Origin of the sequence: Kitasatospora sp. NPDC086009, assembly GCF_044540385.1 — a bacterium.
GTDB lineage: Bacteria > Actinomycetota > Actinomycetes > Streptomycetales > Streptomycetaceae > Kitasatospora.
The window spans coordinates 44,153-68,507 of record NZ_JBITSA010000021.1 but is presented as its reverse complement, the minus strand read 5'-3'; the positions used below and the strand labels follow the sequence as shown (position 1 = coordinate 68,507).

At 75.8% G+C, this 24,355-nt stretch carries 23 protein-coding genes; 7 read left to right on the top strand and 16 right to left on the bottom strand.

The annotated features are described in order from the left end of the window. The first annotated feature begins 420 nt into the window (after nt 1-420). Nucleotides 421-1,413 carry an aminoglycoside phosphotransferase family protein gene (locus tag ACIF6L_RS33365; RefSeq protein WP_380391653.1) on the top strand — a complete coding sequence of 331 codons (993 nt, stop codon included), beginning with the start codon at nt 421-423 and terminating at the stop codon, nt 1,411-1,413. Nucleotides 1,414-1,497: 84 nt separating this feature from the next. On the opposite strand, the gene ACIF6L_RS33360 is transcribed toward ACIF6L_RS33365, so the two are convergent. The 3 genes from ACIF6L_RS33360 to ACIF6L_RS33350 form a co-directional block, all read right to left on the bottom strand. Further along, nucleotides 1,498-2,811, bottom strand: a complete 1,314-nt coding sequence (locus ACIF6L_RS33360; RefSeq protein WP_396491337.1) for an acyl-CoA dehydrogenase family protein — start codon at nt 2,809-2,811, stop codon at nt 1,498-1,500. 337 nt (nt 2,812-3,148) lie between these two features. Then, complete coding sequence (locus ACIF6L_RS33355; protein WP_329490835.1) at nt 3,149-3,643, bottom strand: hypothetical protein; 495 nt, start codon at nt 3,641-3,643, stop codon at nt 3,149-3,151. Nucleotides 3,644-4,398: 755 nt separating this feature from the next. Beyond that, entirely contained in the window at nt 4,399-4,686 is a 288-nt protein-coding gene (locus ACIF6L_RS33350; protein WP_352295047.1) for a DUF397 domain-containing protein, read from the bottom strand. A 316-nt stretch (nt 4,687-5,002) separates the two neighbouring features. Here ACIF6L_RS33350 and ACIF6L_RS33345 point away from each other — a divergent pair, with 316 nt between their 5' ends. Both ACIF6L_RS33345 and ACIF6L_RS33340 read left to right on the top strand, forming a co-directional pair. Continuing rightward, complete coding sequence (locus ACIF6L_RS33345) at nt 5,003-5,542, top strand: PTS fructose transporter subunit IIA (RefSeq protein WP_329490833.1); 540 nt, start codon at nt 5,003-5,005, stop codon at nt 5,540-5,542. A gap of 120 nt (nt 5,543-5,662) precedes the next feature. Continuing rightward, complete coding sequence (locus ACIF6L_RS33340) at nt 5,663-6,592, top strand: NAD-dependent epimerase/dehydratase family protein (protein ID WP_329490832.1); 930 nt, start codon at nt 5,663-5,665, stop codon at nt 6,590-6,592. A gap of 73 nt (nt 6,593-6,665) precedes the next feature. On the opposite strand, the gene ACIF6L_RS33335 is transcribed toward ACIF6L_RS33340, so the two are convergent. The 7 genes from ACIF6L_RS33335 to ACIF6L_RS33305 form a co-directional block, all read right to left on the bottom strand. Continuing rightward, nucleotides 6,666-7,775 (bottom strand): GDSL-type esterase/lipase family protein, encoded by a 1,110-nt coding sequence (locus tag ACIF6L_RS33335; protein WP_396491350.1) that lies wholly within the window; start codon nt 7,773-7,775, stop codon nt 6,666-6,668. A gap of 8 nt (nt 7,776-7,783) precedes the next feature. After that, nucleotides 7,784-8,272 carry an NUDIX hydrolase gene (locus ACIF6L_RS33330; RefSeq protein ID WP_396491336.1) on the bottom strand — a complete coding sequence of 163 codons (489 nt, stop codon included), beginning with the start codon at nt 8,270-8,272 and terminating at the stop codon, nt 7,784-7,786. Nucleotides 8,273-8,463: 191 nt separating this feature from the next. Further along, nucleotides 8,464-9,081, bottom strand: a complete 618-nt coding sequence (locus tag ACIF6L_RS33325) for an acetyltransferase (protein WP_329490829.1) — start codon at nt 9,079-9,081, stop codon at nt 8,464-8,466. Between the two features lie 26 nt (nt 9,082-9,107). Beyond that, a complete protein-coding gene (locus ACIF6L_RS33320) occupies nt 9,108-9,896 on the bottom strand; it encodes a sugar transferase (protein ID WP_396491335.1) in 789 nt (262 codons plus the stop codon). 43 nt (nt 9,897-9,939) lie between these two features. Further along, nucleotides 9,940-11,151 carry a glycosyltransferase gene (locus ACIF6L_RS33315; RefSeq protein WP_396491334.1) on the bottom strand — a complete coding sequence of 404 codons (1,212 nt, stop codon included), beginning with the start codon at nt 11,149-11,151 and terminating at the stop codon, nt 9,940-9,942. After that, nucleotides 11,144-11,995: a polysaccharide deacetylase family protein gene (locus ACIF6L_RS33310; RefSeq protein WP_359808393.1), complete on the bottom strand. Its 852-nt coding sequence runs from the start codon at nt 11,993-11,995 to the stop codon at nt 11,144-11,146. Before ACIF6L_RS33310 ends, ACIF6L_RS33315 begins: the two co-directional genes overlap by 8 nt. A 374-nt stretch (nt 11,996-12,369) precedes the next feature. After that, a complete protein-coding gene (locus tag ACIF6L_RS33305) occupies nt 12,370-12,594 on the bottom strand; it encodes a hypothetical protein (protein WP_329490825.1) in 225 nt (74 codons plus the stop codon). A gap of 400 nt (nt 12,595-12,994) precedes the next feature. Here ACIF6L_RS33305 and ACIF6L_RS33300 point away from each other — a divergent pair, with 400 nt between their 5' ends. Beyond that, entirely contained in the window at nt 12,995-14,203 is a 1,209-nt protein-coding gene (locus ACIF6L_RS33300) for a polysaccharide deacetylase family protein (protein ID WP_396491333.1), read from the top strand. A 281-nt stretch (nt 14,204-14,484) separates the two neighbouring features. Here ACIF6L_RS33300 and ACIF6L_RS33295 read toward each other — a convergent pair whose 3' ends face one another. Continuing rightward, the gene (locus tag ACIF6L_RS33295) at nt 14,485-15,255 is read right to left on the bottom strand and encodes an aspartate/glutamate racemase family protein (protein ID WP_359837251.1); all 771 of its coding nucleotides are present in this window, start codon (nt 15,253-15,255) and stop codon (nt 14,485-14,487) included. A gap of 57 nt (nt 15,256-15,312) precedes the next feature. On the opposite strand from ACIF6L_RS33295, the gene ACIF6L_RS33290 reads away from it, so the two are divergent. Beyond that, nucleotides 15,313-16,452 carry a glycosyltransferase gene (locus ACIF6L_RS33290; RefSeq protein ID WP_359808398.1) on the top strand — a complete coding sequence of 380 codons (1,140 nt, stop codon included), beginning with the start codon at nt 15,313-15,315 and terminating at the stop codon, nt 16,450-16,452. A gap of 25 nt (nt 16,453-16,477) precedes the next feature. Continuing rightward, the gene (locus ACIF6L_RS33285) at nt 16,478-17,221 is read left to right on the top strand and encodes a class I SAM-dependent methyltransferase (RefSeq protein ID WP_329490821.1); all 744 of its coding nucleotides are present in this window, start codon (nt 16,478-16,480) and stop codon (nt 17,219-17,221) included. 61 nt (nt 17,222-17,282) lie between these two features. Here the strand turns inward: ACIF6L_RS33285 and ACIF6L_RS33280 are convergent, their stop codons facing one another. From ACIF6L_RS33280 to ACIF6L_RS33260, 5 genes are all read right to left on the bottom strand, one after another. After that, nucleotides 17,283-18,482: a glycosyltransferase family 4 protein gene (locus ACIF6L_RS33280; protein ID WP_396491332.1), complete on the bottom strand. Its 1,200-nt coding sequence runs from the start codon at nt 18,480-18,482 to the stop codon at nt 17,283-17,285. Nucleotides 18,483-18,485: 3 nt separating this feature from the next. Then, nucleotides 18,486-19,685, bottom strand: a complete 1,200-nt coding sequence (locus ACIF6L_RS33275) for a polysaccharide ABC transporter ATP-binding protein (RefSeq protein WP_396491331.1) — start codon at nt 19,683-19,685, stop codon at nt 18,486-18,488. Continuing rightward, nucleotides 19,675-20,580, bottom strand: coding sequence for an ABC transporter permease (locus tag ACIF6L_RS33270; protein ID WP_329490818.1), 906 nt, complete (start codon nt 20,578-20,580; stop codon nt 19,675-19,677). Before ACIF6L_RS33270 ends, ACIF6L_RS33275 begins: the two co-directional genes overlap by 11 nt. Nucleotides 20,581-20,736: 156 nt before the next feature. Further along, nucleotides 20,737-21,414, bottom strand: a complete 678-nt coding sequence (locus tag ACIF6L_RS33265; RefSeq protein ID WP_359808404.1) for a thiol:disulfide interchange protein DsbA/DsbL — start codon at nt 21,412-21,414, stop codon at nt 20,737-20,739. A gap of 169 nt (nt 21,415-21,583) precedes the next feature. Then, the gene (locus ACIF6L_RS33260) at nt 21,584-22,696 is read right to left on the bottom strand and encodes a glycosyltransferase family 4 protein (RefSeq protein ID WP_359808406.1); all 1,113 of its coding nucleotides are present in this window, start codon (nt 22,694-22,696) and stop codon (nt 21,584-21,586) included. A 301-nt stretch (nt 22,697-22,997) separates the two neighbouring features. Between ACIF6L_RS33260 and ACIF6L_RS33255 the strand changes: the two genes are divergently transcribed. Beyond that, on the top strand, nt 22,998-24,137 hold the full coding sequence (locus tag ACIF6L_RS33255; protein WP_396491330.1) for a glycosyltransferase family 4 protein: 1,140 nt from the start codon (nt 22,998-23,000) through the stop codon (nt 24,135-24,137). Nucleotides 24,138-24,355: the final 218 nt, after the last annotated feature.

Sequence of the window (24,355 nt, the reverse complement as noted above, 5' to 3'; positions counted from 1 at the left end):
TCGTCCGCATTCCCCAGGGTGCGGAACGACCGGGTCACCGCCGAAGCAAGGGGCTCCGGCCCCCGCGTCCGTGCCCGGCGCCCGCGCTCCACCCACCGCACCGAGACAGGGCCGCCGTCACGCCAGCAAGCACGCGGCACCGGCCCTCCCCGCACCGCGGGGCGCACCCGCCGACGGACAGAAAGGGACCACCCTCACCCCATGTACTCCTCCGCGACCTCCCCCACGCCGACCGCGACCCGCACCGCGCTGCGCCCCCCGGGCGCGGCCGCCGGCCGTCCCGGTCCGAAGCAGCTGCCGCCGAGCCGCCCCGCGGTCCCGCGCGGCGCCGACGGCCGGACCACGGACGCGCGGGGCCAGGCCGCCCGGACGGCGCTGGGGCTGCGTGCCCCCGAGTCCGTCCTGCCGCCGGGCGCCCGGATGCCGGCCGTCCGGCCCGGCGACGGCCGGATGCTCCGCCCGCCGATGCGGCCCGGTCAGCCCGGTGCCCCCGAGCGGATCGACCCGGCGGCGCTGCAGACCCCGGCCGTACGGGCCGCGCTGGCGGGTGTCGCCCGGATATGCCCCGCCTTCACCCCGCGCCAGGTGCTGCGCGAGGGGAGCCGCCACATCCTGGTGGCGGGCACCATCGGGCGCGCGCCGGTGGTCGCCAAGTGCCTGGCCCCGCAGGCGGTGCGGAGCGAGTACTTCGAGCAGCTGGTGGCCGACTTCCACCACGAGGTCGCGGTCTACCGCGCCTTCGTCCGGCACCGCCCGCCGGTGCGGCTGCCCCGGCTGGTCGCGGCCGACCACGACCGCTGCGTGCTCGTCATGGAGCGCGTGCCCGGCCGGCCCGCCGCCCGGGAGCGCCACCCCGCCAACGCGCCGACCCCGGGCGAGGTGCGGGCGCTGCTCGGCGCGGTCCGCACGCTCAACCTGTGGCGGCCGCCGACCGACGTCTTCCAGCCACGGCTGGACTACCAGGTGGAGATCGCCCGCTACCACTCGGTGGGACAGCTCACCGACCGGGACGCCGGCGATCTGCGCGGCCTGCTGCACGGCCTGAGCCACGCCCCGCTCCAGCTCTGTCACGGCGACGCCCTGCTCAGCAACATGCTGCTGGCGCCCTCCGGGCCGGTCCTGGTCGACTGGGAGCAGGCCGGCTGGTACCTCCCGGGCTACGACCTGGCCGTGCTCTGGAGCGTCCTCTCCGGGGACACCGCCGCCCGCCGGCAGATCAGCCAACTCGCGCAGAGCGGCGGCACACTGGCCCGGGACGCGTTCCTGGTGAACCTGGTGCTCGTGCTGATGCGGGAGATCCGGCTGTACGACGTGCCCGGCGCCGGCGAGGAGCAGCGGATCATGATCCGCCGGCTCTACGACGACGCGGCGCTGGCCCGCCGGGCCGTCCGCGCCGCCGTCGGCACCCGCTGAGCCGGGCGCACGGCCCGGGCCCCGGCCGCTCGCGCGCGAGCGGCCGGGGCCCGGGCCGTTCGGGCCGCAGCGGGGCCCGGCCGGTCAGAGGCGCCGCTCGCGCTCCAGGGCGGCCCGGCCGGCGGCGTCCAGGACGGCCTCGTCCGGGGCGAAGTGGACACGGCTGCTGAGCACGTCCCGCAGATAGCGCTCCAGCGGGTGACGCCGGCTCAGGCCGGGGTTGCCGGTGAGCGAGACCGCCTGCTGGACGGCCGCTATCGCCGCCCGGGTGGCGAGCAGTTGCGCCGGACCGGTCCGGGCGACGGCGTCCGGTTCGGCCCGGTCCACCCGCGGTGCCAGTCCGTTGACCAGTTCCTCGGCGCCGATCAGCTGGGCCTCGATCTCACCCAGCGCGCAGCGGTACCGGGGCAGGCTGCCGAGCGGCTCGGTGAGGTTGGCCGGAGTGCGCTGGTGGAGGAAGCGGACCAGCCACTGCTCGGCGGCGCGGGCGACCCCGAGGGCGACCGCGGACAGGGCCAGATCGTGCCAGGCGCGGGTGAGTTCGGCGGCGGGCACCGCGGCCGCGGCACCCGCGTCCTCGATGCCGCCGGCCTCGACGCTCCTGGCCTCGACGCCCCTGACCTCGACACCCTTGGCCTCGGCACCGGACGGCGCGGTTCCGGCGCGGGCGGGCCCGCCGGCCCGGCCGGCGGTCCTCGGGCCGTTGCTCCTCGGGGCGGTGAGTCCGAGCGCGAGTTCGCCCGGCACCCGGACGGCGTCCAGGACGACGTCGTGGCTGGCGCTGGCCCGCAGGCCGAGCTGGTCCCAGGTCGGGTCGACCTCGATACCCTCGCTGTCCCCGCGCACCAGGAAGGTGCCGATCCGCGGCACCGGCTCCTCGGTCCGTGCGGTGACGGCCATCCAGGCCAGCGCCTCGGCACCGGCGCAGTACGTCTTTCGGCCACTGAGCAGCCAGCCGTCACCGTCCCGCCGGGCCACCGTGGCCGGCTGGGCGCCGCCCTGGCCGCCCGGCTCCGCGCGCAGGGTGTTGACCAGGGCGGGCCCCCGGCGGGACTCGGTGAGCAGCCGCCGGTAGCCGGCCGCCGGCCAGGCGGCCACCCGGGCCTGCTCGGCGTGCTGCAGCAGCGTGAAGGCGGTGACCACGGCCACCGAGGCGTCCCCCCGGCCGAGTTGGGCGAGCACCCGGACGGTGTCGGCGAGCGTGCCGCCGGGGCCGCCGTACCGCTGTCCGACGGTGAGGGTGAGCAGACCGGCCTCGTGCACCGCCTCGATGCCCTGGTAGGGGAAGGTGGCGTCGCGGTCGTGTTCCTCGGCGCGGGCCGCCAGCAGGTCCACGACCCGGGGCAGCCCGGCGAGGGCGGCGGCGACGGGCGACTGATCGGCAGCGGTGGTGGTCATGGTGCTGGTGCCTCCGGGCGGCAGCGTGGGCTCGGCAAGTGCGGGCGGCACGCCGGACGGGCGCGCGGTACCGGTGGACGGCCCCGGAAGTCAGCGCAACACCCGCCCCCGGATCGGCGCCGGCCACTCGGCCGGGCACCCGCCGCCTCGGGGACGAATCCCCCTCAGTGGCCCGGACACGCCGCGCTTGCGGTGCGCCGCAGGTCCAGGTAGCTGCGACGGGTCAGCAGCGGGAGACGGCACGACATGTTCGCGACTGTACGAAGCGATGATCGAAATCGTCAAGCAGTGCCCGGAGCCCGGAACGGCCCCGGCCGCGCCGCCGCGGGAGTGCCGGTCAGCCCTGCTGGAACATGTCCGCCGGGAGCGGCTTGAGCAGCTGGTAGAGGTCGTCCGAAATCGGTCGGTCCCAGGAGGCGATGGTGACCTGGACGCCGTCGCTGCGGCCGAACTGCGAGCAGAACACCCGGCCCTCGCTGACCTTGACCTTCTTCACGATCAGCAGGTCGTCCCCGAGCATCACGGGGAAGTCCTCCGCCGAGACGAACTCGACCGGTTCCTCGTTCTCCAGCGCCGCGAGCAGCTGCCGGACCTCGAAGGGCACCTCGTCCCCGGTCTCGCGGGCCGGCGAGCCCTCGGGGAGGTTGCCGATGAACATCGCCGGGCCTCTGCCTCCGAACAGGTCGTAGCGGAGGAAAATCCCCTGACAGGAGCCGTCCGGGCCGGTCATCATGGCCGCGCCGAAGTCACCGGGCCAGTCGCCCGGGTCCATGGCGAGCACGTCGAAGTCCGGGCCGGTGGGCTGTCCGGAGCGACGGCGGAGAAAAGACATGGGAACATCGTACGTGCCCGGCACACCACTCTCGCGGGGTGGGTGGGGCGCTGGACGGAGATCCACGCTCAGAGACCAATGTTGACTCTGAGCAACCGTCCGGGCTACGTTCGGTTCAGCACGACAGCCGTTCTGGGTTTCACCCTTCGGGGGGACGGCATGTCGCAACGCGGCCCTACACGCGTATCCCTCACTGTGCACATCGTCGTGCCGATCCGCCGAGCACCCAGCTTCGTCGTCGCACACAGCACAGCACACAAGCCAGCAGTTCGAAGCCACACAAGCAAGGTCCGCGGGGCCCCGGCCCGTCGCTCCCGCGGATCTGCTCGGGACGCCGCCGCGTGGGGGCGTGCGGGTCCCGAGCACCCGGCACCGACGTCGAGTCGCTCTCGGCAGCGGTGTCAGCCTCCCGGCGACTGCCGGCCCCTCGTGGGCCGGGACCGGCCAACGCACCCCCGGTGCGCAGGGGATGACTGGGAGGCAGGTCCGGCGTGACTGCCGGGCTGCACAGCAGGCGCCGTGTCTGGCCGCGTGGGGGCGGTGGGCACGGCGTCTGCCTGTGCTCATACTCTGAGCTGCGCTTGTCTAACAGTCAACAGAATTTATGACCGGGTACGCTCAAGGCTGATCACAAGATGGGAACGGGCCCCTCACGGGACCCGTTCCGGCACTTCCCTCCCTGCTTCCCGGCCGGTCCGCGGCGGCCAGGACGGGCGATCAGGCGGGTCGGGCAGGCCGGGCAGGCCGGGCAGGCCTCAGGTGAGGTCGAACTCGCCGTCCCGGGCGCCGAGCACGAAGGCCCGCCACTCGCCCGGCGTGAACACCAGGACCGGCCCGTCCTCCTGGCGGCCGTCCCGCATGCCGATGTAACCGTCCACGAACGCGATCTGGACATCCCCGACCCCCTGGCTGCTGCACAGCCAGGTCGCCCCGGTGAAGTCCACCTTCGGCTTCCCGCTCGGCGCGAGCTCCGGCGACGGTGCGGGCACCTCGACGCCCGTGCCCACGGCCGACTCCACGTCAGTCCCGATATTGGCTGCCATTACTGGTCTCCTCCCGACGGCTTTCGAGGCCAGCGTAGTCACCGCCGCCGCCCCGGTCAGCGGGTTGCCGAGGACTCCCCCGACCGGGGGCGACGCTCCGCCGGCGGGCCCCGCGGGCCGCCGCGCTGTGCTAGGGGATGGGGGCGAAGTCGCGTCGGATCAGGCCGCGGCGCACACACACCCCTAGGACCCGCGGCCGGAAAGCGTCCGTCGATCGGGCCGGGCGCCCCGTCCGGAGCGTGTCCCGCCCCGCCGGGCGGCGCCCGAGCTGCCAGAGTGAGGAGGGCCCGCACCCCGACGCCCCCAGGAGCAGCCGATGAGCCGCCGGGACGGCACCAGCGCCGATGTCATCCCCATCTCCGAGGCCCCCTCGGCCCACCCCCCGGCGCCTCGCACCCCGCCCGCGCGCACCCCGCTGCCCCGGTCGGCCCCCGGCCGGCCGCCCCTGCACGGACGGGTCGGGGTCGTCCTGGTCTCGCACAGCCAGGAGCTGGCCGCCGCGGTACGCGCCCTGGCGCTCGCGCTGGCCGGTACCGACTCCCCCTCCCCGGTCGCCGCGACCGGCGGCGACCCGGACTCCGGTCCGGGCATCAGCGCCGTCCTGGTGTCCGCCGCCACCCGCCGGGTCGACCAGGGGCACGGCGTGGTGATGCTCGCCGACCTCGGCAGCGCGGTGACCACCGTCCGGGCCCTGCTCTCCGACGCGGACGAGCACGGGCTGCCGTTCCCGGTCCGGTTCGCCGACGCACCGTTCGTGGAGGGCGCGGTGGCCGCGGTCGCGACGGCCACCGCCGGCGGCGACCTCGCCGCGGTCCTGGACGCGGCCGAGGAGGCGTACCGCCAGCGCAAGGACTGAGCGGGCCGGGGCCGCCGGGCCCTTCTCGCCGTTCCGCCCCACCGCGGGTGACCGCCCGGCTACCATCGGCACAGGGCCGGGCCGGGCGGGCCGGGCGGGTGCGGAGGGGGAGCCCCAGCCATGCGCGTGGTCGTCACCGGCGGAGCCGGATTCATCGGGGCCAACCTGGTTCGGGCCCTGCTGGCCCGCCCCGAGGTGGAGCAGGTCCGGGTGGTGGACAACCTGTCCACCGGCCACAAGGCGAACCTGGCCGGCGTCGACGCCGCCCTGTACGAGGGCAGCATCCTCGACCCCGCCCTGCTGGACGAGGCCTTCGCGGGCGCCGACGCGGTGGTGCACCTGGCCGCCCTGCCGTCCGTCCCGCGCTCCGTCGCGGACCCGCTGGCCAGCCACCACGCCAACGCGACCGGCACCCTGGAGGTGCTGGAGGCGGCCCGCCGGGCCGGCGGGCTGTACGTGGCCGCCGCCTCCTCGTCCTCGGTCTACGGCGCCAACCGCGAGCTGCCCAAGCGCGAGACCATGCGCACCGCGCCGATGAGCCCCTACGCGGTCAGCAAGCTGGCCTCGGAGTCCTACCTGGCCGCCTACCACCACTGCTACGGGCTGGGAGTGCTGCCGCTGCGGTTCTTCAACGTCTTCGGCCCGCTCCAGCCCGCCGGGCACGCCTACGCGGCCGTGGTACCGGCCTTCCTGGACGCGGCCCTGGCCGGGCGGCCGGTGACGGTGCACGGGGACGGCGGCCAGAGCCGGGACTTCACCTACGTCGGCACCGTCACCGAGGTGATCACCGAGGCGGTGCTGCGCCGGGTGGTGCACGCCGATCCGGTCAACCTGGCCTTCGGCACCCGGACGTCGCTGCTGGAGCTGGTCGGCACGATGGAGTCGGTGCTGGGGCGGCCGGTCGCGGTGACCCACACCGACCCGCGGCCCGGCGACGTCCGGGACTCGCAGGCCGACAACGCGCGGCTGCGCGAGCTCTTCCCGGACGTCCGGCCGGTGGCGCTGCGCGAGGGGCTGGAGCGTACGGCGGAGTGGTTCCGCACGCTCTGACGCGCGGGGCGGGGCCGGGGCGGTGCGGTGCTCGCGGCTCGGCGCTCACAGCCCGGCGCTCACAGCCCGGTGCTCAGCCCTCGGCGAAGGCGCCGCCCGGGCCGAAGGCGAGCGCGGCGAACCGCTCGCCGATCAGCCGGTGCCCGGCCGGGTTCGGGTGCAGCAGGTCGGCCAGCCCGTCGGTGTCCCGCGGTCCGAGCAGCGCGAGCCCGTCCAGGTAGTGCAGGTGCGGGTCGCCGGCCGACCGGACGGCGGCGATCCGGGCCAGGTCGGCGCGGACCGTCTCCAGGGTGAGCGCCCCGGCCGGGACGTCCGCGGGGTCGCCCGTCGCGGCGAACCGGGGCCCGTCGGGCGTCTCCTCGTACCGGCCCGGTCCGGGGGTGCCTTCGAACGGCGGACTGAACAGCGGGGAGACCAGCAGCAGCGGGGTGTCCGGATGGCCCTCGCGGACGGTGTCCAGGAAGCCGTGCACGGCCGGTCCGAAGGTCCGCCGCCGGAACGAGGCGGCGGACAGCACGTTGGTGCCGAGCTTGAGGCTGATCAGGTCGGCCGGCTGGTCCCGCACCGTCCGGGCGGTGAACGGGTCCAGGTGGGCGTTGCCGGCCAGCGAGAGGTTCAGCAGGTCCGCGCCGGCCCGGCCGGCGGCGATCCACGGCCAGGTAAGGGCGGCCGAATCGGCCTCCGGGGCCTGGCTGACCGAGCTGCCGTGGTGCAGCCAGCGGCGGCGGCCGCTCGGGCGGGGCGCCAGCACGGGCGCGTCGGCGCGCAGCGCGACCAGCTCGACGGAGGTCCACTGCGGCAGCCACAGCTCCACCTCGCGTTCGGTGGCGCCGTCGCCCGGCGCCGAGGTCACCGGCGCGGTGGTGAAGCGCAGTTCGGCGGGCCCGCCGGCCACCGGCAGGGCGGCGCGGTCGGTCCGCACGCCGTCCAGCGCCAGCTCGACCGCGCCGGGGCGCACGGGATCGGCCGGCGTCCGGAGGGCGAGTTCGAGCACCGTCGCCGCGGTCCGGAAGGCCAGCCGGACCCCGGAGGGCATCTGGGCCACCCGGCGCAGCGCCTCGTCCGGGAACTGCGCGACCGTCCAGGCCGGCAGCCGCCAGGGCCGCAGGCCGTACCCGGTGCGCTCCAGGTGCAGGGCCCCGCGGACCTCCACCGGCCCGTCCAGCAGGGGGACATCGGCCATCGGGCCGGTCACGGACGCTCCCCGCCCTCCCACAGGAAGGACGCCGCTCCCCGGCCCTCCCGGGCCTGGCGCAGCGCCCGGTGCTCCGCCTCGATCATCGGCGGCAGCGCGTGGAGCGCGAACCAGCCGACCGCGAGCGACTCGTCGTCGTTGACCCGGGCCTCACCGCCCACCGGGCGACAGCGGAAGACCAGGACCAGGTACTGGGTCACGTCGCCGTTGGGGTAGCGGACTTCGGGCGAGACATCGACCCCGGCGAGCACCTCGGGGACGACCACCACCCCGGTCTCCTCCAGGCACTCGCGCGCCGCGCCGTCGGCGGGCTGCTCGCCGGGGTCGAGGATGCCGCCGGGCAGGGCCCAGCGGCCGTCGTCGGCCCGCTGGATCAGCAGCACCCGGTCGTCGTCGTCGAAGACGACCGAGACGGCGGCACTGAGCCAGAGCGGGCGGGTGCCGACCACGGCGCGGAGTTCGGCGAGGAACGCGGGGATAGCCATGCCCCGCACCCTATCCGGCACCGCGGCAGGCACCCGGGGAGTCCACCGCCGGGCCCCTACCCTGGCGTTGCCCGCGCGCAGGGGAGCCTGCCGCCGGCGGACGGTCGCCCGTGCGGGCCGCCGTCCGCCGGCTTGGCGGGCACCACCCGGCCGGGCCGGCGGGGAACCCGGACGGCCGGCGTCCCCGGCCGCTATCCGCGCAGCGGCCGGGCCGGGGAGCCGACCACCACCTCACCGGCCGGGACGTCCCTGGTCACCACGGCGCCCGCGCCGACGAAGGCGTCGGCGCCGATCCGGCGCCCCTGCAGCACCACGGCGTTGCTGCCGACGGTGGCGCCGTCGGCGAGCAGCACCGCGCCCGAGACGTTGCCGCCCGGATAGACCGTCACCCGCTCGCCGAACACGCTGTCGTGGCCGACCGTCGCGTTGTAGTGGACCTGGCTGTGTGCGCCGAGCCGCACGCTGCTCGACACGTACGCACCCCCCATCACCAGGCAGCCGGGGCCGAGTTCGGTGTCGGGCGCGATCAGGGCCCGGGGGTGGACGAGGGTGGCGGGCAGCGCGCCGCGGGCCTCCAGCAGCGCGCCGAGCCGCTGCCGGACGGCCGGGGCGGCGATCCCGACCAGGTAGCGGGCGCCGGCCGGGACGTCGTCGGGCCGGCGGACGGGTAGGCCGCGGACGGTGCCGCCGTGCCCGCGGTCGTCCAGGAAGCCGGCGACCGGGACGCCGGCCGCGAGGGCGGTGTCCAGTGCCTCGCGGCCGACGCCCCCGGCGCCGGCGATCCAGAGTGCTCGGTGGTCGGTGGCCATGGCGGCCATCCTGCCCGCTTCGGGGATCAGGACACCTCCTCGACGGCGGTCCGGACGGGCTGCGCCAGCCGGGGCGCGGTGGCCTGCCGGGGCAGGCTGATCGTGGTGAGCGGCCGGACGGCGGGATCGGCGGGCCTGGCGGCGGAGCCGACCGGCTGGTGGGAGGCGGGCTGGTGGGAGGCGGGCTGGTGGCCGGTGCTCTCGTGGCCGGCGGCCGCCGGTCCGGCGGTCAGCGGCTCGGTGGGCGCCGGGAAGCCGGGGTTGACGCCGCCGGCGGCGGTGATCCCGCTGGGGCGCAGCAGCACGCCGACGGTGAGCGCGAGGATGCGCAGGTCCACCCGGAGGGAGCGGTGCTCGACGTACCAGAGGTCGAGTTCGATCCGCTCGGGCCAGGTGAGGGAGTTGCGGCCCCGGACCTGGGCCCAGCCGGTGAGGCCGGGCCGGACGTCGAGCCGGCCGCGCTGGCGGCGGGAGTAGTGGACGACCTGTTCGGGCAGGGTGGGCCGGGGCCCGATCACGCCCATCTCGCCGCGGGCCACGTTCCACAGCTGCGGCAGCTCGTCCAGGCTGGTCTTGCGGAGCAGGTCACCGAGCCAGGTGATCCGGGGCGCGTCCGGCTCCTCGGGAAAGCGTTTGTCCCGCATGGTGCGGAACTTGAGGATCTCGAACTCCTTCCCGTGCCATCCGGTCCTGGTCTGGCGGAAGAGCGCCGGTCCGCCTGTCGTGCAGCGGATCAGCAGGGCGATCAGCAGGCCCAGCGGAATCGCGACGATCCCGGCCAGGACGGTGACCGCGAGGTCCCCCCCTCGCTTCATGACGGTCCTTCCCCCTGATGCGGTCTGGTGGGAGTGCGTGGGTTCAGTCGACCGTCCAGGGCAGTGCCTTGGCGCGGGCGACGGCCGCGTAGGTCTCCAGCGAGACCCCGGCGACGGCGCGCTGGTCGAAGTGGGCCGTGGCGCGGCGCCGTGCCGCGGCGCCGAGCCGTTCGCGCAGGCCGGGTTCGGTGAGGAGCCGGTCCAGCGCGCTGGTGAGGGCCCGGGCGTCCCCGGGCGGGGCGAGGAGCAGGTGCTCGTCGTGGGTGCCGATCTCGCGGCAGCCGCGGATGTCGCTGAGCACCATCGGCAGGCCGCCGGCGGCGGCCTCCATGGCGGAGCGGGAGAACCCCTCCCGGTAGGAGGGGAGGACGAAGACGTCGAGGGCCGCGTACACCGCGGGCATGTCGCCGCGCGGGCCGGGGAACTCGACGCCGGACTCGGCGCCGTGGGCGTCGGGCTTGTCCGGGTCGTCGGGACCGATCCAGATGAACCGGGCCTTGCCGGCCAGCGCGCGGGCCGCTTCCGCGTACTCGCGGATGCCCTTCTCGGCGACCCTGCGGCCGACGCCGCCGACCAGCAGTTCATCCGGGCCGACGCCGAGTTCGGCGCGCAGCCCGGCCCTGGCGCGGGCCCGGTCGCCGGGGGCGGTCGCGAAACGGGTGAGGTCCACGCCGTTGCCCACGACCCGTGAGCGGCGGCCCGGGACGGCCCGGGCCAGGGTGCGGCGGTCCTCGCCGTTCTGGTACAGCTCGGCGTGCGAGAAGCGGGCGGCGAAGGCCTCCGCGCCGAGGACGAACGCCCGCTTGGCGAGCGGGTCGTGGGCCTGCGCCCAGAGACCGTGGCAGGTGTTGACGACGACCGGGACCCGGGCCAGCCGCCCGAGCACACGGCCGAGGACGCCGGTCTTGGGATTGTGGGTGTGCAGGACGTCGGGTCGCAGCCGGTCGAGCACGGCGAGCAGCTCGCGGGCGGCGGCGGCGTCGGCGCGCGGCCGCCAGGACCGGGTCAGGGCGTGCAGCGGCTCGTGCCGGACGCCGATCGCCTCGATCTCGGACACGTACGGGCCGGGCGCGCTGATGCCGTACGTGTCGAAGCCGGCCTCCAGATCCACCTTGAGTTCGGTGGCGAGCAGGAGGTGCAGACTCATGTCGACGGTGGTGAGGTGGGCGACGCGCAGCGGCCGGCCGCCGGGGCCGCGCAGCCGCGGGGCGGGTCCGGCGGCCGCGGCGGCGGGTATCGGGGTGGGGTCAGGCACGGGCGCCCACCGCCTTCGCGGTGGCGACGATCCGGGCGTAGGCGCGCTCGGGGATCAGCCGGCCGTAGAGCTTGGCGCGGAAGAAGTCGATCGGGTCGGTACGGCGGACGGGCACCCGGCGCAGCCGGACCGGGTCGGCGCCGGGCGCGTTGCGGCCGACCTCGCCGGTGGCGGCGGTACGGAACCTGGCGCGCAGGGCAGGCTCCATGTGGGGCACCGGGACGCCCCAGGTGTAGGCGTAGTGCCGGGGGCGGACGCCGAGGTGCTGCTCGACGTCGTCGTTGCAGGCGTCCAGCTCGGCGGTGGTGAGCAGCTCGGGGCGGGCGTGGCTGCGGGTGTGGTTGGCGACGGTGCACAGGCCGGAGGCGGTCATCTCGCGCAGCTGCTCCCAGCTGAGCGCGGGGGCGCCCGTGGTCCTGGCGGTCGACCCCTCCCAGCGCATCTCACCGCCGACGTGGCCGCTGGCGAGGTAGACGGTGAACGGAAGGGCGCGGTCGCGCAGCAGCGGCCAGGCGTTGTCGTACACGTCGGCGAAGCCGTCGTCGAAGGTGAGTACGGTGGCGGGGGTGCGGCGGCCGGCCTCGATCCGGTCCACGGCCTCGTCGAGGGAGACCACCCGGCCCGGCGGCAGCTCGGCGAGCAGGTCGGCCTGGGCGGTGAAGTCGGCGGTGCTGACGTCGAGCTCGTCGGGGCTGTCGCCGCCGACGCGGTGGTAGATCAGGACGGTGGCGCCCTCGCCGGGCCGGGCCCCGACCCTGCGGGCCAGCTGGCGTTTGACCCTGGTGCGGATGCCTCCGGCCGGTCCGGCCGCCTCGGGTGCTCCGGGCGCGGCGGTGCCGCTCATTGCTCCCCCCCTCTGCGACGCCCTCCCCGGCGCCGTCAAGTGGCCTCGCATCCGGCGCAGTTGGCTGCCGGACGGAAATCACAGTAGGGGGAACTGTGGGGCTGATGGCCCGGAATTGTGAAAGAAGCGAGAAGGCGTAGGCAGATGGGCCGAAACCGGCCGATCCGACCGGTCGGGCTCGATCGCCCGTTCAGGTGACGGCCGGTAGCGGCCGGGGCGGCTCACGGGCCGGTCAGGACGTCACGGCCGCGCGGCGGGGCTACGGACCGGGCCACGGACCCGGGTCACGGGCCGGGCGGCCCGGGAGGCGCCGCCCGCCGCCTCCCGGGGCCCGGGCCTGCGCCGAGGACGACGCGGGTCCGTGGGCCGGTGCCTCAGAGGGTGGCGCCGCGCCGGTACCGGAGCAGGGCGAACGCGATCCGGCCGAGCAGCAGCACCCCGGCCGCGAGGCAGCCGGCCACGGCCATCGCCCACGCGGGGCCGTCACTGTCCGGAACCGCCACGGCGACCACGATGCCGAGCGCCAGACAGGCCAGACCGACCACGGCCAGCGGGAGCTGGTGGGTGACCAGCGCGCCACCGCTCCACACGCGGGCCATCCTGGTCGCCCCATGAGGGTGCAAATGATCACGTTCCGCATCTGCCATGAGGCCAAGGTACCCCGGAGCGGCCCGGGAGGCAGCCCGCAGGACGCGATATCTCGACTACTCTCCGCAACGGGGTCTCGCCCGGTCACGGGCGCCTCCGCTGCTCCGACGTACGCCCGGAGGCGCCTGTTTTCGGCCCGCGAAAATTCCTCGGCTGTCCGGTACAACCATCCACCGGGCACATCTGTCTCCACTACATTGAGCGATCCAGGAGCCGTCCGAGGTGCGGGTTGGGAGTCCCCGCCGAGGACCGGAAAACACCAGGGGGCGGAGCCGCCGTGCCCTGGAGTCGGAGGCCGGGCTCCAACCTCCGGCGGTACCGCCACGCCGCACCGGCGACCGAGGGGGAACCGTGCCGCAGTCCAAGTCCACGACGTCGACCTCCATGGCCCGGATCGGGTCCGTCATCAGCACCCTGCCGAGCGCCCACGTGCGCTCGTTGCCGCAGGCGGCCGCCGGGCAGCCGGCCGCTCGGCGACGGGCCACCGGGCACTCGGCGGCCGCACCACCGATGACCGCGCAGTCCGTGACCGCGCCGCCCGCACCGGGCCGGCCGGCGGCGGCCCCCGCGGTCGCGGCGGTCCCCCAACCGCTGCCGCGCGGACGGCAGGCCGCCCGTCGGCACGCCGCGCCGACCGCGGCCGACCGGCCCGAGGAGCGGGGCGACTGGTTGCGCTTCGCCCCCGTCCAACCGCTGTTCCGGGCCCGGGCCGCGCAGCGGCTCGCCGTGCTCGCCTACCACGGCGTGACCGATCCGCGGTCCTTCGGCGCCCAGCTCGACCGGCTCCGAAGACTCGCCACCCCCGTCTCGCTGGCGGCCGTCCAGCAGGCCGTCGCCGAGCGGCGGCCGCTGCCCGCCCGCAGTGTCCTGGTCACCTTCGACGACGCCGACCGCAGCGTGCTCACGCACGCCCTGCCGGCGCTCAACGACCGGGGCATCCCGGCCGCCGCCTTCGTCATCTCCGAGCTGATCGGCACGGAGAAACCGTTCTGGTGGCACGAGGCCGACTTCCTGGCCCGGCACGGCGGGCGCGCCCGCTCGCTGGACTGCGGGCACCCCTCCCAGGTGCTGCGCCGGCTCAAGGCCATGCCCGACCCCGACCGGCGGCGCAGCCTCCAGGAACTGCGGGTCAGCGCGGACCGGCGACCGCCCCGGCAGGAACAGCTCACCCCCGCCGACCTCGTCGCCCTGCGCGCGGGCGGCGTCGCCATCGGCAACCACACCCAGGGGCACCCCTGTCTCGGACGCTGCGACGACGTCACCGTCCGGGCCGAGATCACCGGGGCGCACGAGGCGCTCACCCGCTGGCTGGGCGAGCCGCCGACCGCCTTCGCCTATCCCGACGGAGGGCACGACCCGCGCGCCGAAACCGTCCTCCAGGAGCTGGGGTACCGGCTCGGGTTCCTCTCCGACCACCGCCTGGGCCCGCGCCTTCCCGACCACCCGCTGCAGATCAGCCGGCTCCAGGTCGACTCCACCACCAACACGCGCCGCTTCGACACCATCCTCTCCGGACTCGAACCGGCCTACCGGCGCTGGCGCGGCCAGGCCGTGGCGTAACGGCGGCGGCGGTGCGCGGTGCGTCGGCCGGTCCGACGTCCCGTGCATCGCCGGCTCCGCAGCGAGGGGGCGAGGGGGGCGAGGGGGGCGAGGGGGGCGAGGGGGGCGAGCCGAGCGCCGACGGTGGACCGGCCGGCGGGCCTTCTCCCGCACCGACCTTCTGTACGCGCACTACCATGCCAAGGGTCGACGGCCGGGCCGGCGGAGCCGTCACGCAGCGGCTCCCTGCGCGGTCCGCGCGTGAGGGGTCGACAGCCGGGCCGCCGCGGCGGCTGTTCGGGTCAGGCGGCCGGGGCGGTGAGGTCGAGGCCCTGCGGGTAGAGGAGCACGGCGGGCGGGAGGGCGGCGCTGCGGCCCGCGTGGAGGACGGTGAGGGTACCGGTGCCCCGGCGGGTGGGGTCGGCGACCCGGCGCAGGGCCTGGGCCACCACGGCGTCGGCGGAGCCGTGCAGGGTGAGGTGGGCGGCGGCGGTGGGCGCGACGGCCGCGCGGATGCGGTCGGCGACCAGCTCGTAGTGGGTGCAGCCGAGGACGAGGGCCGCCGTGCCGGCCGGCGTGCGGGCCGCCGCGTCGGCGACGGCCGCGTCGATCGCGGCGTCGTCACCGTGCTCGACGGCGTCCGCCAGGCCCGGACAGGCGACTTCGGTGACTGCCGCCGGTCCGGCGAAGTCCCGGATCAGAGCGCGCTGGTAGGCGCTGCCGGTGGTGGCCGGGGTGGCCCAGATCGCGACCGGTCCGCCGACGGCCGCGGCCGGCTTGATGGCCGGGACGGTGGCGATGACCGGCAGCGCGGGCTCCAGCTCGGCGCGGAGCGCGGCGAGCGCGTGGACGGAGGCGGTGTTGCAGGCGATCACCAGCGCGTCCGGTTCGAGGGCCGCCGCCGCCCGCGCGCAGCCCAGCGCGAGGGCCGTGATCTGCTCGGGTGTCCGCGGGCCCCAGGGCATGGAGGCCGGGTCGGAGGAGAGCACCAGATCGACGTCCGGGCGCAGGTTCCGAAGCACGGCGGCGGCGGCCAGCAGGCCGATTCCCGAGTCCATCAGTGCGATCTTCACAGGGCAAGACTCTAGTCGATACCCCGTGGCGGGCCCCGGGTGCGGCAGACTGCCCGGGTGACCGTCCTGCTGTGGATCGCCGTCCTGTCCCTGCTGGTCTGGCTCTGGCTGGCCTGCTGCCACGGGCTGTTCTGGCGCACCGACGTGCGGCTGCCGCCCCGCCGGCCACCGGTCCGCTGGCCGCAGGTCGCGGTGGTGGTGCCGGCCCGGGACGAGGCGGAGGTGCTGCCGCTCAGCCTGCCGGGCCTGCTCGCGCAGAAGTACCCGGGGCGGGCCCGGGTGATCCTGGTGGACGACCACAGCTCGGACGGCACCGGCGCGCTGGCGGCCGCGCTCGCCGGGCCCGGGGGCCTGGAACTGACCGTCACCACCCCTCCCCCGCTGCCGCCCGGCTGGACCGGCAAGCTGTGGGCGCTGCGGCACGGGGTGGAGCTGGCCGGCCCGGACGTCGAGTACCTGCTGCTCACCGACGCGGACATCGCGCACGGCCCGGACTCGCTCGCCGAGTTGGTGGCCGCCGCCGAGAGCGACCGGCGGGACCTCGTCTCGCAGATGGCCCGGCTGCGGGTGGAGACCGGCTGGGAGCGCCTGATCGTGCCGGCCTTCGTCTACTTCTTCGCCCAGCTGTACCCGTTCCGCCGCAGCAACCGGCCCGGGGCCCGGACGGCCGCCGCGGCGGGCGGCTGCTCGCTGGTGCGGCGGGAGGCGCTGGAGCGCGCGGGCGGGGTGGCGGCGATCCGGGGCGCGGTGATCGACGACGTGTCGCTGGCCCGTGCGGTGAAGGCGGCCGGCGGCCGGATCTGGCTCGGGCTGGCCGAGCGGGTGGACAGCGTCCGCCCCTATCCCCGGCTCGCCCAGCTGTGGCGGATGGTCTCGCGCAGCGCCTACGCCCAGCTGCGGCACTCCCCGCTCCTGCTGGCCGGGACGGTGCTGGGGCTGACGCTGGTCTACCTGGTGCCACCGGTGGCCACCGTCGCCGGGCTGGCCGCCGGGCACGGCGCGGTGGCGGCGGCGGGCGGCGCGGCCTGGGCCCTGATGACGGGGACCTTCCTCCCGATGCTGCGCTACTACCGGCAGCCGGCGCCGGCCGCGTTGCTGCTGCCGTTCACGGCGTCGCTGTACCTGCTGATGACGGTCGACTCGGCGGTGCAGCACTGGCGGGGCCGCGGGGCGGCCTGGAAAGGCCGCACGTACTGAGCGCGACGTGGTCCACAATGATCAAATGGATCGTCAGACAATCTCCCGCCTCGCCCATGTCCACCACCCCATCGCCGCGCCGATCACCGACGAGTCGGTGGCCCGGCTGCTGGCCCGGGCCACCGAACACACCGACGCCGGCCGGGCCCTGGACCTCGGCTGCGGGGAGGGCGGCTGGCTGGTCCGGGCGTTGACCGCGCGCCCGCACTGGCAGGCGGTCGGGGTGGACCTCGACGCCGCGGCCCTCACCCGGGCCCGGCAGACCGCGGAGGCGCTCGGCGTGGAGCGCCGGCTCGGCCTGCACCACCAGAGCGCGGAGGAGTTCAGCTCGCGGGAGCCGTTCGACCTGGTGCTGAACATCGGGGCGACACACGCCTTCGGCGGGCTGCTGCCGACGCTCGCGGCGGCCCGCGAGCACCTGGCGCCGGGCGGCCTGGTCATGGTCGGCGACGGCTTCTGGGAGCGCGAGCCCACCCAGGCCGCGCTGGACGGCCTGGGCGCGACCCGGGACGAGTTCGCGGACCTGGCGACCACCACGGACCGGGTGATCGCGGAGGGCTGGACCCCGGTGTACGGCTACGTCAGCAGCCTCCAGGAGTGGGACGACTACGAGTTCTCCTGGACGGGCTCGCTCGCCCAGTGGGCGCTGGACAACCCGGACCACCAGGACGCGGCGGCCGCCCGCGAAGCCGTGGACCGGCACCGCGCCGAGTGGCTGCACGGCTACCGGGGCACGCTGGGCTTCGTCACCCTGCTGCTGCGTCGCTAGCCGTCCGGCCGGCGGTCCGCCCGGCACCGGACAGGGCGGCGGGCGGGCGGGCCCGACTGGGTCACCGCCCCAGCAACCGCAGGGCGGCCGGCTTGGTGAACTCGTACCTGGTCATCTGCTCCAGGTCCTTCAGCCAGCCGGTCACCCGCGCCGGGCGGGCCAGCACCCGGGTGTACAGGTCCTCGAAGGCGGTGGTGACGCCGTCCAGCGAGAACCGCCCGTCCACCCACTCCCGGCCCCAGGCGCCCAGCCGCGCCCGGCGGTCCGGGTCGTCGAGCAGCCCGCGGAGCTGGGCCACCAGCGGATCGGGCACGCGCGAGCCGTCGCCGAAGCCGTACATGCAGCGCGAGGCGTGCGGTTCGACCAGCGGGCCCGGCTCGTGGACGGCGGTGTAGCCGGCCGCGCCGTGGACGACGACCGGTTTGGCGAAGGCCAGGCCGCGCAGCGCCGAACCGCCCATGCCGAGCACGATGTCGGCGGCGTCGTAGGCCGGCCGCGGGTCGGCCAACTGCCCCGGCACCAGGACGGCTTGGCGGCCGAGCGCGGCATTGGCCGAGGCGGCGCGGGTGCGCAGCCGCTCCAGGCTGGGGCCGGCGCCGACGACGACCAGCCGCACCCGCGGGTCGTCGAGCTGCCGGACGGCTTCGACGGTGAGCTCGGCGCCGGCGTCCTTCTCCAGCGCGGGGACCAGCCGGGTGACGATCGCGAGCAGCAACTCGTCGTCCCGGATGCCGTGTTCACGACGGAACGCGGCGCCGTCCCCCCGGCCCGGCGCGTCGGTGGCGGTGTTGACCGGCGGCTCGATCAGGCTGACGTCCTGGTGCCCGAAGGCCCGGCCGTCCCCCAGCAGGGCGCCGAGGCCGAGCACCAGCGGCTGGTGCCGGGGCAGGCCGCGCAGCATCCGGATCCCGTAGAACGTGGTGACCAGCGGCAGACGGCCGTAACGCCCGGGCCCGAAGTAGGAGTTGCGCGCCGCCCGGACCTCCCAGGCGTGCAGCAGCTGGCTGCCGTGCTCGGCGGCCAGCCGGCCGAGCCGGCGGCGGACGTCCGCGCGCGGGGTGTCGGGCCCGCCCGCGACCACCACGTCCAGGCCGTGGCCGGCCGCGACGTCGAGCAGCGGGGCCGGGCCCGCGACCCCCTGGGCGAACAGCACCGGATCGTGGCCGCGGTCGCGCAGGGTGCGGGCGATGTCGACCGCGTTGAGCTGGGCGCCGCCCAGGGCGAGGTTGTTGAGGTGGACCAGCACCCGGACCGGGCTCACGGGTCACTCCTCCCAGTGGTGCGGGACGAACACCGGCGCGGCCAGCACCACCGCGCGCGGCGGCGAGTCCAGCATCGGTCCGAACACGTCGAACTGGCCGACCGAGTGCCAGCTCATCAGGGTACCGCCGTCGGTCCGGCCGATGCTGTAGACGCCGGCCCAGAGCGTGTAGCGGCCGCGCGGCAGCGGCAGCCGGGGGATCACGCAGGCGACCTGGTGGTCCTCCCCGGTGAGCCGGACTTCGTGGCTGATCTGGAAGATCGGACTGGAGGTGCCCTCGCTGACGCCCAGGTGCAGGGTGGCGTCCCCCCGGTAGTCGCCGCCGAGGGTCAGTTCGACCGTCATCGGCTCGTCGGTGGTCAGGCTGTCGCGGTCCTCGCCCCGGACGGCGTGCTCGAGCAGTCGCAGCGGTTCGCCGGTGCGACCGCCGGACTCCGACTGCGCCTCGATGGAGTCCCGGTAGCCCGCCATGGCGTCCTTGATGCCCGCGTCCACCCGCACCGAACCCTGCTCCAGCCAGATCCCGCGCCGGCAGATGGACTCGACGGCGGGCAGGTCGTGGGAGACGAAGACGATGGTGGTGCCCTGCTCGGCCACCTCGCGCATCCGGTCCAGGCAGCGCTGCTGGAACACGGCGTCGCCGACCGCCAACACCTCGTCCACCAGCAGCACATGGGGCTCCAGGTAGGCGGCGACGGCGAAACCGAGGCGCATCTGCATGCCGGAGGAGTAGAACTTCACCTGCCGGTCGATCGCACCGCCGAGCCGGGCGAACTCCACGATGTCGTCGAAGCGGCCGGCCACCTCGCGGCGGCGCAGGCCGAGCAACGCTCCGAACAGGTAGATGTTCTCCCTGCCCGTCAGGTCGGGGTGGATGCCGGCCCTGATCTCGATCAGGGCGCCGATCCGGCCGCGCACGTCGATCACGCCGCCGTACGGGTACATCACCCGGGTCAGCATCTTCAGCAGCGTGGACTTGCCGGAGCCGTTGGAGCCGATCAGACCGACCGACTCGCCCGGCTCGATGTGCAGGCTGATGTCGCGCAGCGCCCAGCGCCACTCCTCGCCCTTCTCACCGCGGAGCCGACGGGCCATCGAGTCGACCTTGTCGCGCAGCAGCATCCGCTGCTGGTCGGCCTTGAAGCGCTTCCACACCCGGTCGGTGCGGATGGTCCCCAGGGGGTGCGTCGGGCTAGGCGACATCGGCGATCCCCGTCTCCAGCTTCTTGAACAGCAGGTAGCCGCCGACCAGGAACACCAGCGAGGAGACCGCGGCGATCGAGGTGAGCGTGACGTCCGGCGCGTCGCCGTACAGCAGGGCACCGCGGTAGCCCTCGATGACGGCGCCCAGCGGGTTGAAGCCGACGTAGATCTCCTGGAGGCGCTGCGGGATCTGCGCCAGCGGGTACGCGACGGGGGTGGCGAAGACGCCCATCTGCGTGATGATCGGCAGCAGGTGGCGGACGTCGCGCAGGTAGACCACGGCGACCGAGAGGATCAGCGCGACGCCGTAGGTGAAGGCGAACTGGATGAGCAGCAGCGGCAGCACCCAGAGGAAGGTGACGGCCGGGGCGGTCCAGAAGATCAGGAAGAGCAGGCCGAGCACACCGACGCCGATCACCATGTCCACGCTGGCGACCAGCATGGTGGCCAGCGGGAAGACCTCGCGCGGGCAGTAGACCTTGTTCAGCAGGCTGAGGTTGTTGGCCAGGCTCAGCGCGCCCTGGTTCATCGTGTTGCTGAAGAACTGCCAGACGATCAGGCCGACGTAGGCGAAGAGCGGGTAGGACACCGCGCCGGTGTCGATCTTCACGGCGCGGTGGAACACCAGGGTGAAGATGGCGCAGAGCGCCAGCGGGGTCAGCACCGCCCAGGCGAAGCCGAGCACCGCCTGCTTGTAGCGGGCGCGCAGGTCGCGCTCGGCCAGGGCCCGCACCAGCTCCCGCGCGCCCCACAGCTCCCGGGCCACCTGTGCGGGGCGCAGCCGTCGTTTGAAGACCAGGTCGGGTGGCGGCCCGTCGGCGACGGCGGGCCGCCACGACGCGGCCGATGTCTGGCTGTCGCGCTCGTCGACGAGCTGCGCGCGTTGTCCCCCCACGGACCCCTGCCCTCTCCGGTACCGCCGGTATCGAGAAGTGGGCCCGCCACCACGGCAGTTCTCGATCCCGGCGGCGCGGCCCGGCGTCCACTCTGGCACAGGGTGTGGTCGCCGGGGGTCGGTTCGGTGAAGGTGATCGGTCGGTCGGGAGAGGGGTCAGCCGCGGGGGTGGCGCTGCTGGTCCTGCTCGACCAGCCGGTCGAGGGCGTCTGGCATCGCCGAGACACCGCCGGCCCGGGTCGGCGTGGTGCGCTCCTCGCCCTGGACGATCACCGTGGGCAGCTCGTTGATCTTGTTCTGGACGAACATCGCGGCGGCGTCGTCGACGGCCCGCCGCACGTCGTCGGAGCGGTAGGCGTCCCGGAAGGTCCGCTCGTCGACGCCCTGGCGCACCGCCCAGTCGGTGGTGGCGTCCTCGGTGGTGAGGTCCTTGTCGTCGGTGTGGACGGCGCGGAAGGCACTGGTCTGGAGGCGCTCGACCAGGCCGAGGCGCTCCAGGGTGTAGTAGAGCCGCGCGTGGCCGCGCTGCGTGCGCTCCTCGGGGCTGCCCGGCCAGATCGCGGGCACCCGGCGCAGGTTGACGTCGGAGCGGTGCTTCTCGGCCCAGGCCTGGAGCGGCTGCTCCAGCTGCTGGGAGTGGCCGCAGTCGTACCAGAAGAACTCGACGGCCTCGGTGCGGGCGCTCTCGCGCACCGGCTTCAGCTGGTCGACGCGGACGGACTGGGAGCCCTCGCGGGACGGTTGGTGGGTGGTGGCCGCGCCGGCCTGGACGGGGGACGCGGCGATCCCGGTCGCGACGGCGAGCAGGACGGTGGACCTCAGCAGCGATTTCACACCGGGCAGTGTGGCGGTGACGGATCGTCGACGGCCACTCGCCCCGAGGGGGCCGGGCCGCGATTCGCCCGATCGGCGCAGCCCGGCCCGGGGGCCGGTGCGAACGGCGGCGCGGACGGCGTCCGTACCGGCGGACCGGCCCGGGGCCGGCGCCTGCCGTCCGCGCGGGTCAGCGGCCGCAGAGGTCGGTGAAGAGTCGCTGCCAGGCGTCGGCCACCACGCCGAGTTCGCAGTGCGCCAGCACGTGCTCCCGGGCGGCCGCGCCGAGCGCCGTCCGGTCGCCGGCCAGCACCTTGGCCAGCGCCTCGGCGAGCGCGACCGGGTCCCCGGGGGCGACCAGCGCGCCGGTGGCGCCGTCGCGGACCACCGAGCGGACCCAGCCGACGTCGGTGGCGACGGCGGGCAGCCCGGCCAGCGCCGACTCGATCAGGACGCCGGGGACGCCCTCGCTGTCGCTGGTGAGCAGCAGGGCGTCGGCGGCCCGGTAGAGCGGGGCCGGGTCGGCGAGGGTGCCGAGGAACTGGGCCCGGGCGGCGGCCGGGTGCCGTTCCAGGGCGGCGCGCTGCGGGCCGTCGCCGGCCACCGCGAGGCGGACGTCGGGGAGCCGGTCGAGCGCGTCGAGGGCGAGGTCGAGCCGCTTCTCCGGGGCGATCGCGCCGATCCAGGCGACCAGCAGCCCCTCGGCGGGCAGGCCGAGCGCCTGCCGGGCCGCGCGCCGCTCGCGCTCGCTCCCGGCGGGCGGGTAGCCGTCGGCGGCGCGGGCGTTGGGGATGGTGCGGACCTTGCCGGCGGGCAGTCGGAAGCGCTCCTGCAGCAGGGTGCGGGCCTCGTCGGCGAGGGCGGTGACGGCGGCCGCCCGGTGCAGCAGGGCGCCGGTGCGCAGCCGGCGCAGCGGGCTCGCGGTCCAGTGCCGGGGGTCGCCGATGGAGACGTAGACGAACGGCGTGCGGGTGCCGGCCAGGGCGAGGGCGCAGGCGGGGAGGGTGGCGGAGCCGTGCGCGACGACCACGTCGGCGGTGCGCGCGGCGGCGCGGAGCGCGAGCAGGGTGGCGGGGTGCAGCCGGGCGCGGCCGAGCACGGTGGTGGCGAGGGTGTCGGGTGCGTCGGGGGCCGCGTCGGGGTGCGGGGCGAGGGCCCGCAGGGCGGAGGCCTGGCCGCGGCGGCGCAGTTCCCGGTGCAGGTCCCGGGCGAGGTTCTGGGCGCCGCGGCGGCGCGGGTCGGTGATCACGTGCAGGATGCGGGGGCGGGTTCCGGCCGTCTTCGCCGGTGTCGCGTCGGGCATGGGAACGACCTTGGCACAGGGGGGCGTCCGGGGCAGCCCCTTCGCACAACCCGGCGGTGGCCCGTGCGCCAGCGCGGTTACCCCTGTCGGGCGCCGGTCGGCTGCCGTCGTAGGCCGCCGACGTCGGGCGCGCGCCCCGGTGCGCGCCCCCGGCCGCCCCCGACCGCCCGGGGCGGCGGGAGGCTCCTGGCCGAATACCTGGCGGGCGGGCGGCGCCACCTGCGATGCTGATCGGCAGTCAGGGTGCCGACCGGCACGGGAGACCGGCCGCGCCCCGGAGGGCGGGGGTTGGCCTGTGCATGTGCTCTATGTGATCGACAGCGTGAGCCGGGTCGGCGGGGCCGAGCAGGGCCTGGTGGCGATGGCCCCCCAACTGGTGCGGTCCGGGGTGAAGCTGGACGTCGCGTACCTCAAGGACTCGCCCGGGGGCTTCCAGCCGGAGCTGACCGGAGCGGGGGCCGATGTGTTCGGCGTCGGCCGGGCCACCCGGGGGCGGACGCTCGCCGCGCTGCGCGGGCTGGTCCGCGAACGCCGCCCGGACCTCGTCCACACCACGCTGTACGAGTCGGACGTCCTCGGCCGGGCCGCCGCGCTGTCGGCGCGTACGCCGGTGGTCTCCAGCCTGGTGAACTCGGCGTACGGGCCGGAGCACCTCAACGCGCGCGGCCTCAGCCCCTGGAAGGTGCGGGCCGCCCAGACGGTGGACGCCGTGACCGCCCAGGGCACCCGCCGGTTCCACGCCCTCACCAGGCACGTCGCGGGCGCGATGGCGCAGCGGCTGCGGGTGCCGCGGGAGCGGATCGACGTGGTGCCGCGCGGGCGGGACCCGGAGCTGCTGGGCACCGTCACCCCGGAGCGGCGGGCCGCCGTCCGGGCCGCGCTGGGCCTGCCGCAGGACGCGCCGGTGGTGCTCGCGGCCGCCCGCCAGCAGTACCAGAAGGGCCTGGACGTGCTGTTGGAGGCCTGGCCGGCGGTCCTGCGGGCGGAGCCGGACGCGGTGCTGCTGCTGGCCGGCAGCGAGGGCACCGAGACGGCCCGGCTCACGGCCCTCGCCGAGGCGGCGGGCGGTGTGCGCTTCCTCGGGCCGCGCGGCGACGTGTTCGACCTGATGGCCGCGTCCGACGCGTTCGCCGTGCCGTCCCGCTGGGAGGGGCTGGGCAGCGCGGCGATGGAGGCGATGGGCGTCGGCGTGCCGCTGGTCTGCGCGGACGTGCCGGCGCTGCGCGAGACGGTGGGCTCGGAGGACTACGCCCGGCTGGTGCCGGCGGAGCAGCCGGCCGCGCTGGCGGCGGCGCTGGTCGACACGGTGCAGGACCGGGCCTCGGCCCGGGTGCGGGCGAAGTCGGCGCGGGCGCGGTTCCTCACCTCGTTCACCCTGCACCAGGTGTCGGCGCAGATGGTCGGGTTCTACGAGCGCTCACTGCGCCTGCGCACGATCTGACGGGATCCCGTCGGTCCCGGGCGCCGTCCCGGTCATCGGGCGGTCCCAGTATCGCCAAAGCGGTTGCGCCGCACGTCGGGGCTCGGCAAGCATCGCAGGATGACCGGCGGCCGGTGCGTGGCCGGCGTGGGCGTGGCCCGGCGTGGGCGGGGGCGCGGCCCCGACCGGGCCGGCCGGGGCCCGGCACCGCTGCGCCGCCGGGCGCGGGTCGGCGGGGA

Coding starts and splice junctions, on each gene's coding strand:
- ACIF6L_RS33365 (WP_380391653.1), top strand. CDS start 421: ATGCCGGCCGTCCGGCCCGGCGACGGCCGGATGCTCCGCCCGCCGATG.
- ACIF6L_RS33360 (WP_396491337.1), bottom strand. CDS start 2,811: ATGACCACCACCGCTGCCGATCAGTCGCCCGTCGCCGCCGCCCTCGCC.
- ACIF6L_RS33355 (WP_329490835.1), bottom strand. CDS start 3,643: ATGTCTTTTCTCCGCCGTCGCTCCGGACAGCCCACCGGCCCGGACTTC.
- ACIF6L_RS33350 (WP_352295047.1), bottom strand. CDS start 4,686: ATGGCAGCCAATATCGGGACTGACGTGGAGTCGGCCGTGGGCACGGGC.
- ACIF6L_RS33345 (WP_329490833.1), top strand. CDS start 5,003: ATGAGCCGCCGGGACGGCACCAGCGCCGATGTCATCCCCATCTCCGAG.
- ACIF6L_RS33340 (WP_329490832.1), top strand. CDS start 5,663: ATGCGCGTGGTCGTCACCGGCGGAGCCGGATTCATCGGGGCCAACCTG.
- ACIF6L_RS33335 (WP_396491350.1), bottom strand. CDS start 7,775: ATGGCCGATGTCCCCCTGCTGGACGGGCCGGTGGAGGTCCGCGGGGCC.
- ACIF6L_RS33330 (WP_396491336.1), bottom strand. CDS start 8,272: ATGGCTATCCCCGCGTTCCTCGCCGAACTCCGCGCCGTGGTCGGCACC.
- ACIF6L_RS33325 (WP_329490829.1), bottom strand. CDS start 9,081: ATGGCCACCGACCACCGAGCACTCTGGATCGCCGGCGCCGGGGGCGTC.
- ACIF6L_RS33320 (WP_396491335.1), bottom strand. CDS start 9,896: ATGAAGCGAGGGGGGGACCTCGCGGTCACCGTCCTGGCCGGGATCGTC.
- ACIF6L_RS33310 (WP_359808393.1), bottom strand. CDS start 11,995: ATGAGCGGCACCGCCGCGCCCGGAGCACCCGAGGCGGCCGGACCGGCC.
- ACIF6L_RS33305 (WP_329490825.1), bottom strand. CDS start 12,594: ATGGCCCGCGTGTGGAGCGGTGGCGCGCTGGTCACCCACCAGCTCCCG.
- ACIF6L_RS33285 (WP_329490821.1), top strand. CDS start 16,478: ATGGATCGTCAGACAATCTCCCGCCTCGCCCATGTCCACCACCCCATC.
- ACIF6L_RS33275 (WP_396491331.1), bottom strand. CDS start 19,685: ATGTCGCCTAGCCCGACGCACCCCCTGGGGACCATCCGCACCGACCGG.
- ACIF6L_RS33260 (WP_359808406.1), bottom strand. CDS start 22,696: ATGCCCGACGCGACACCGGCGAAGACGGCCGGAACCCGCCCCCGCATC.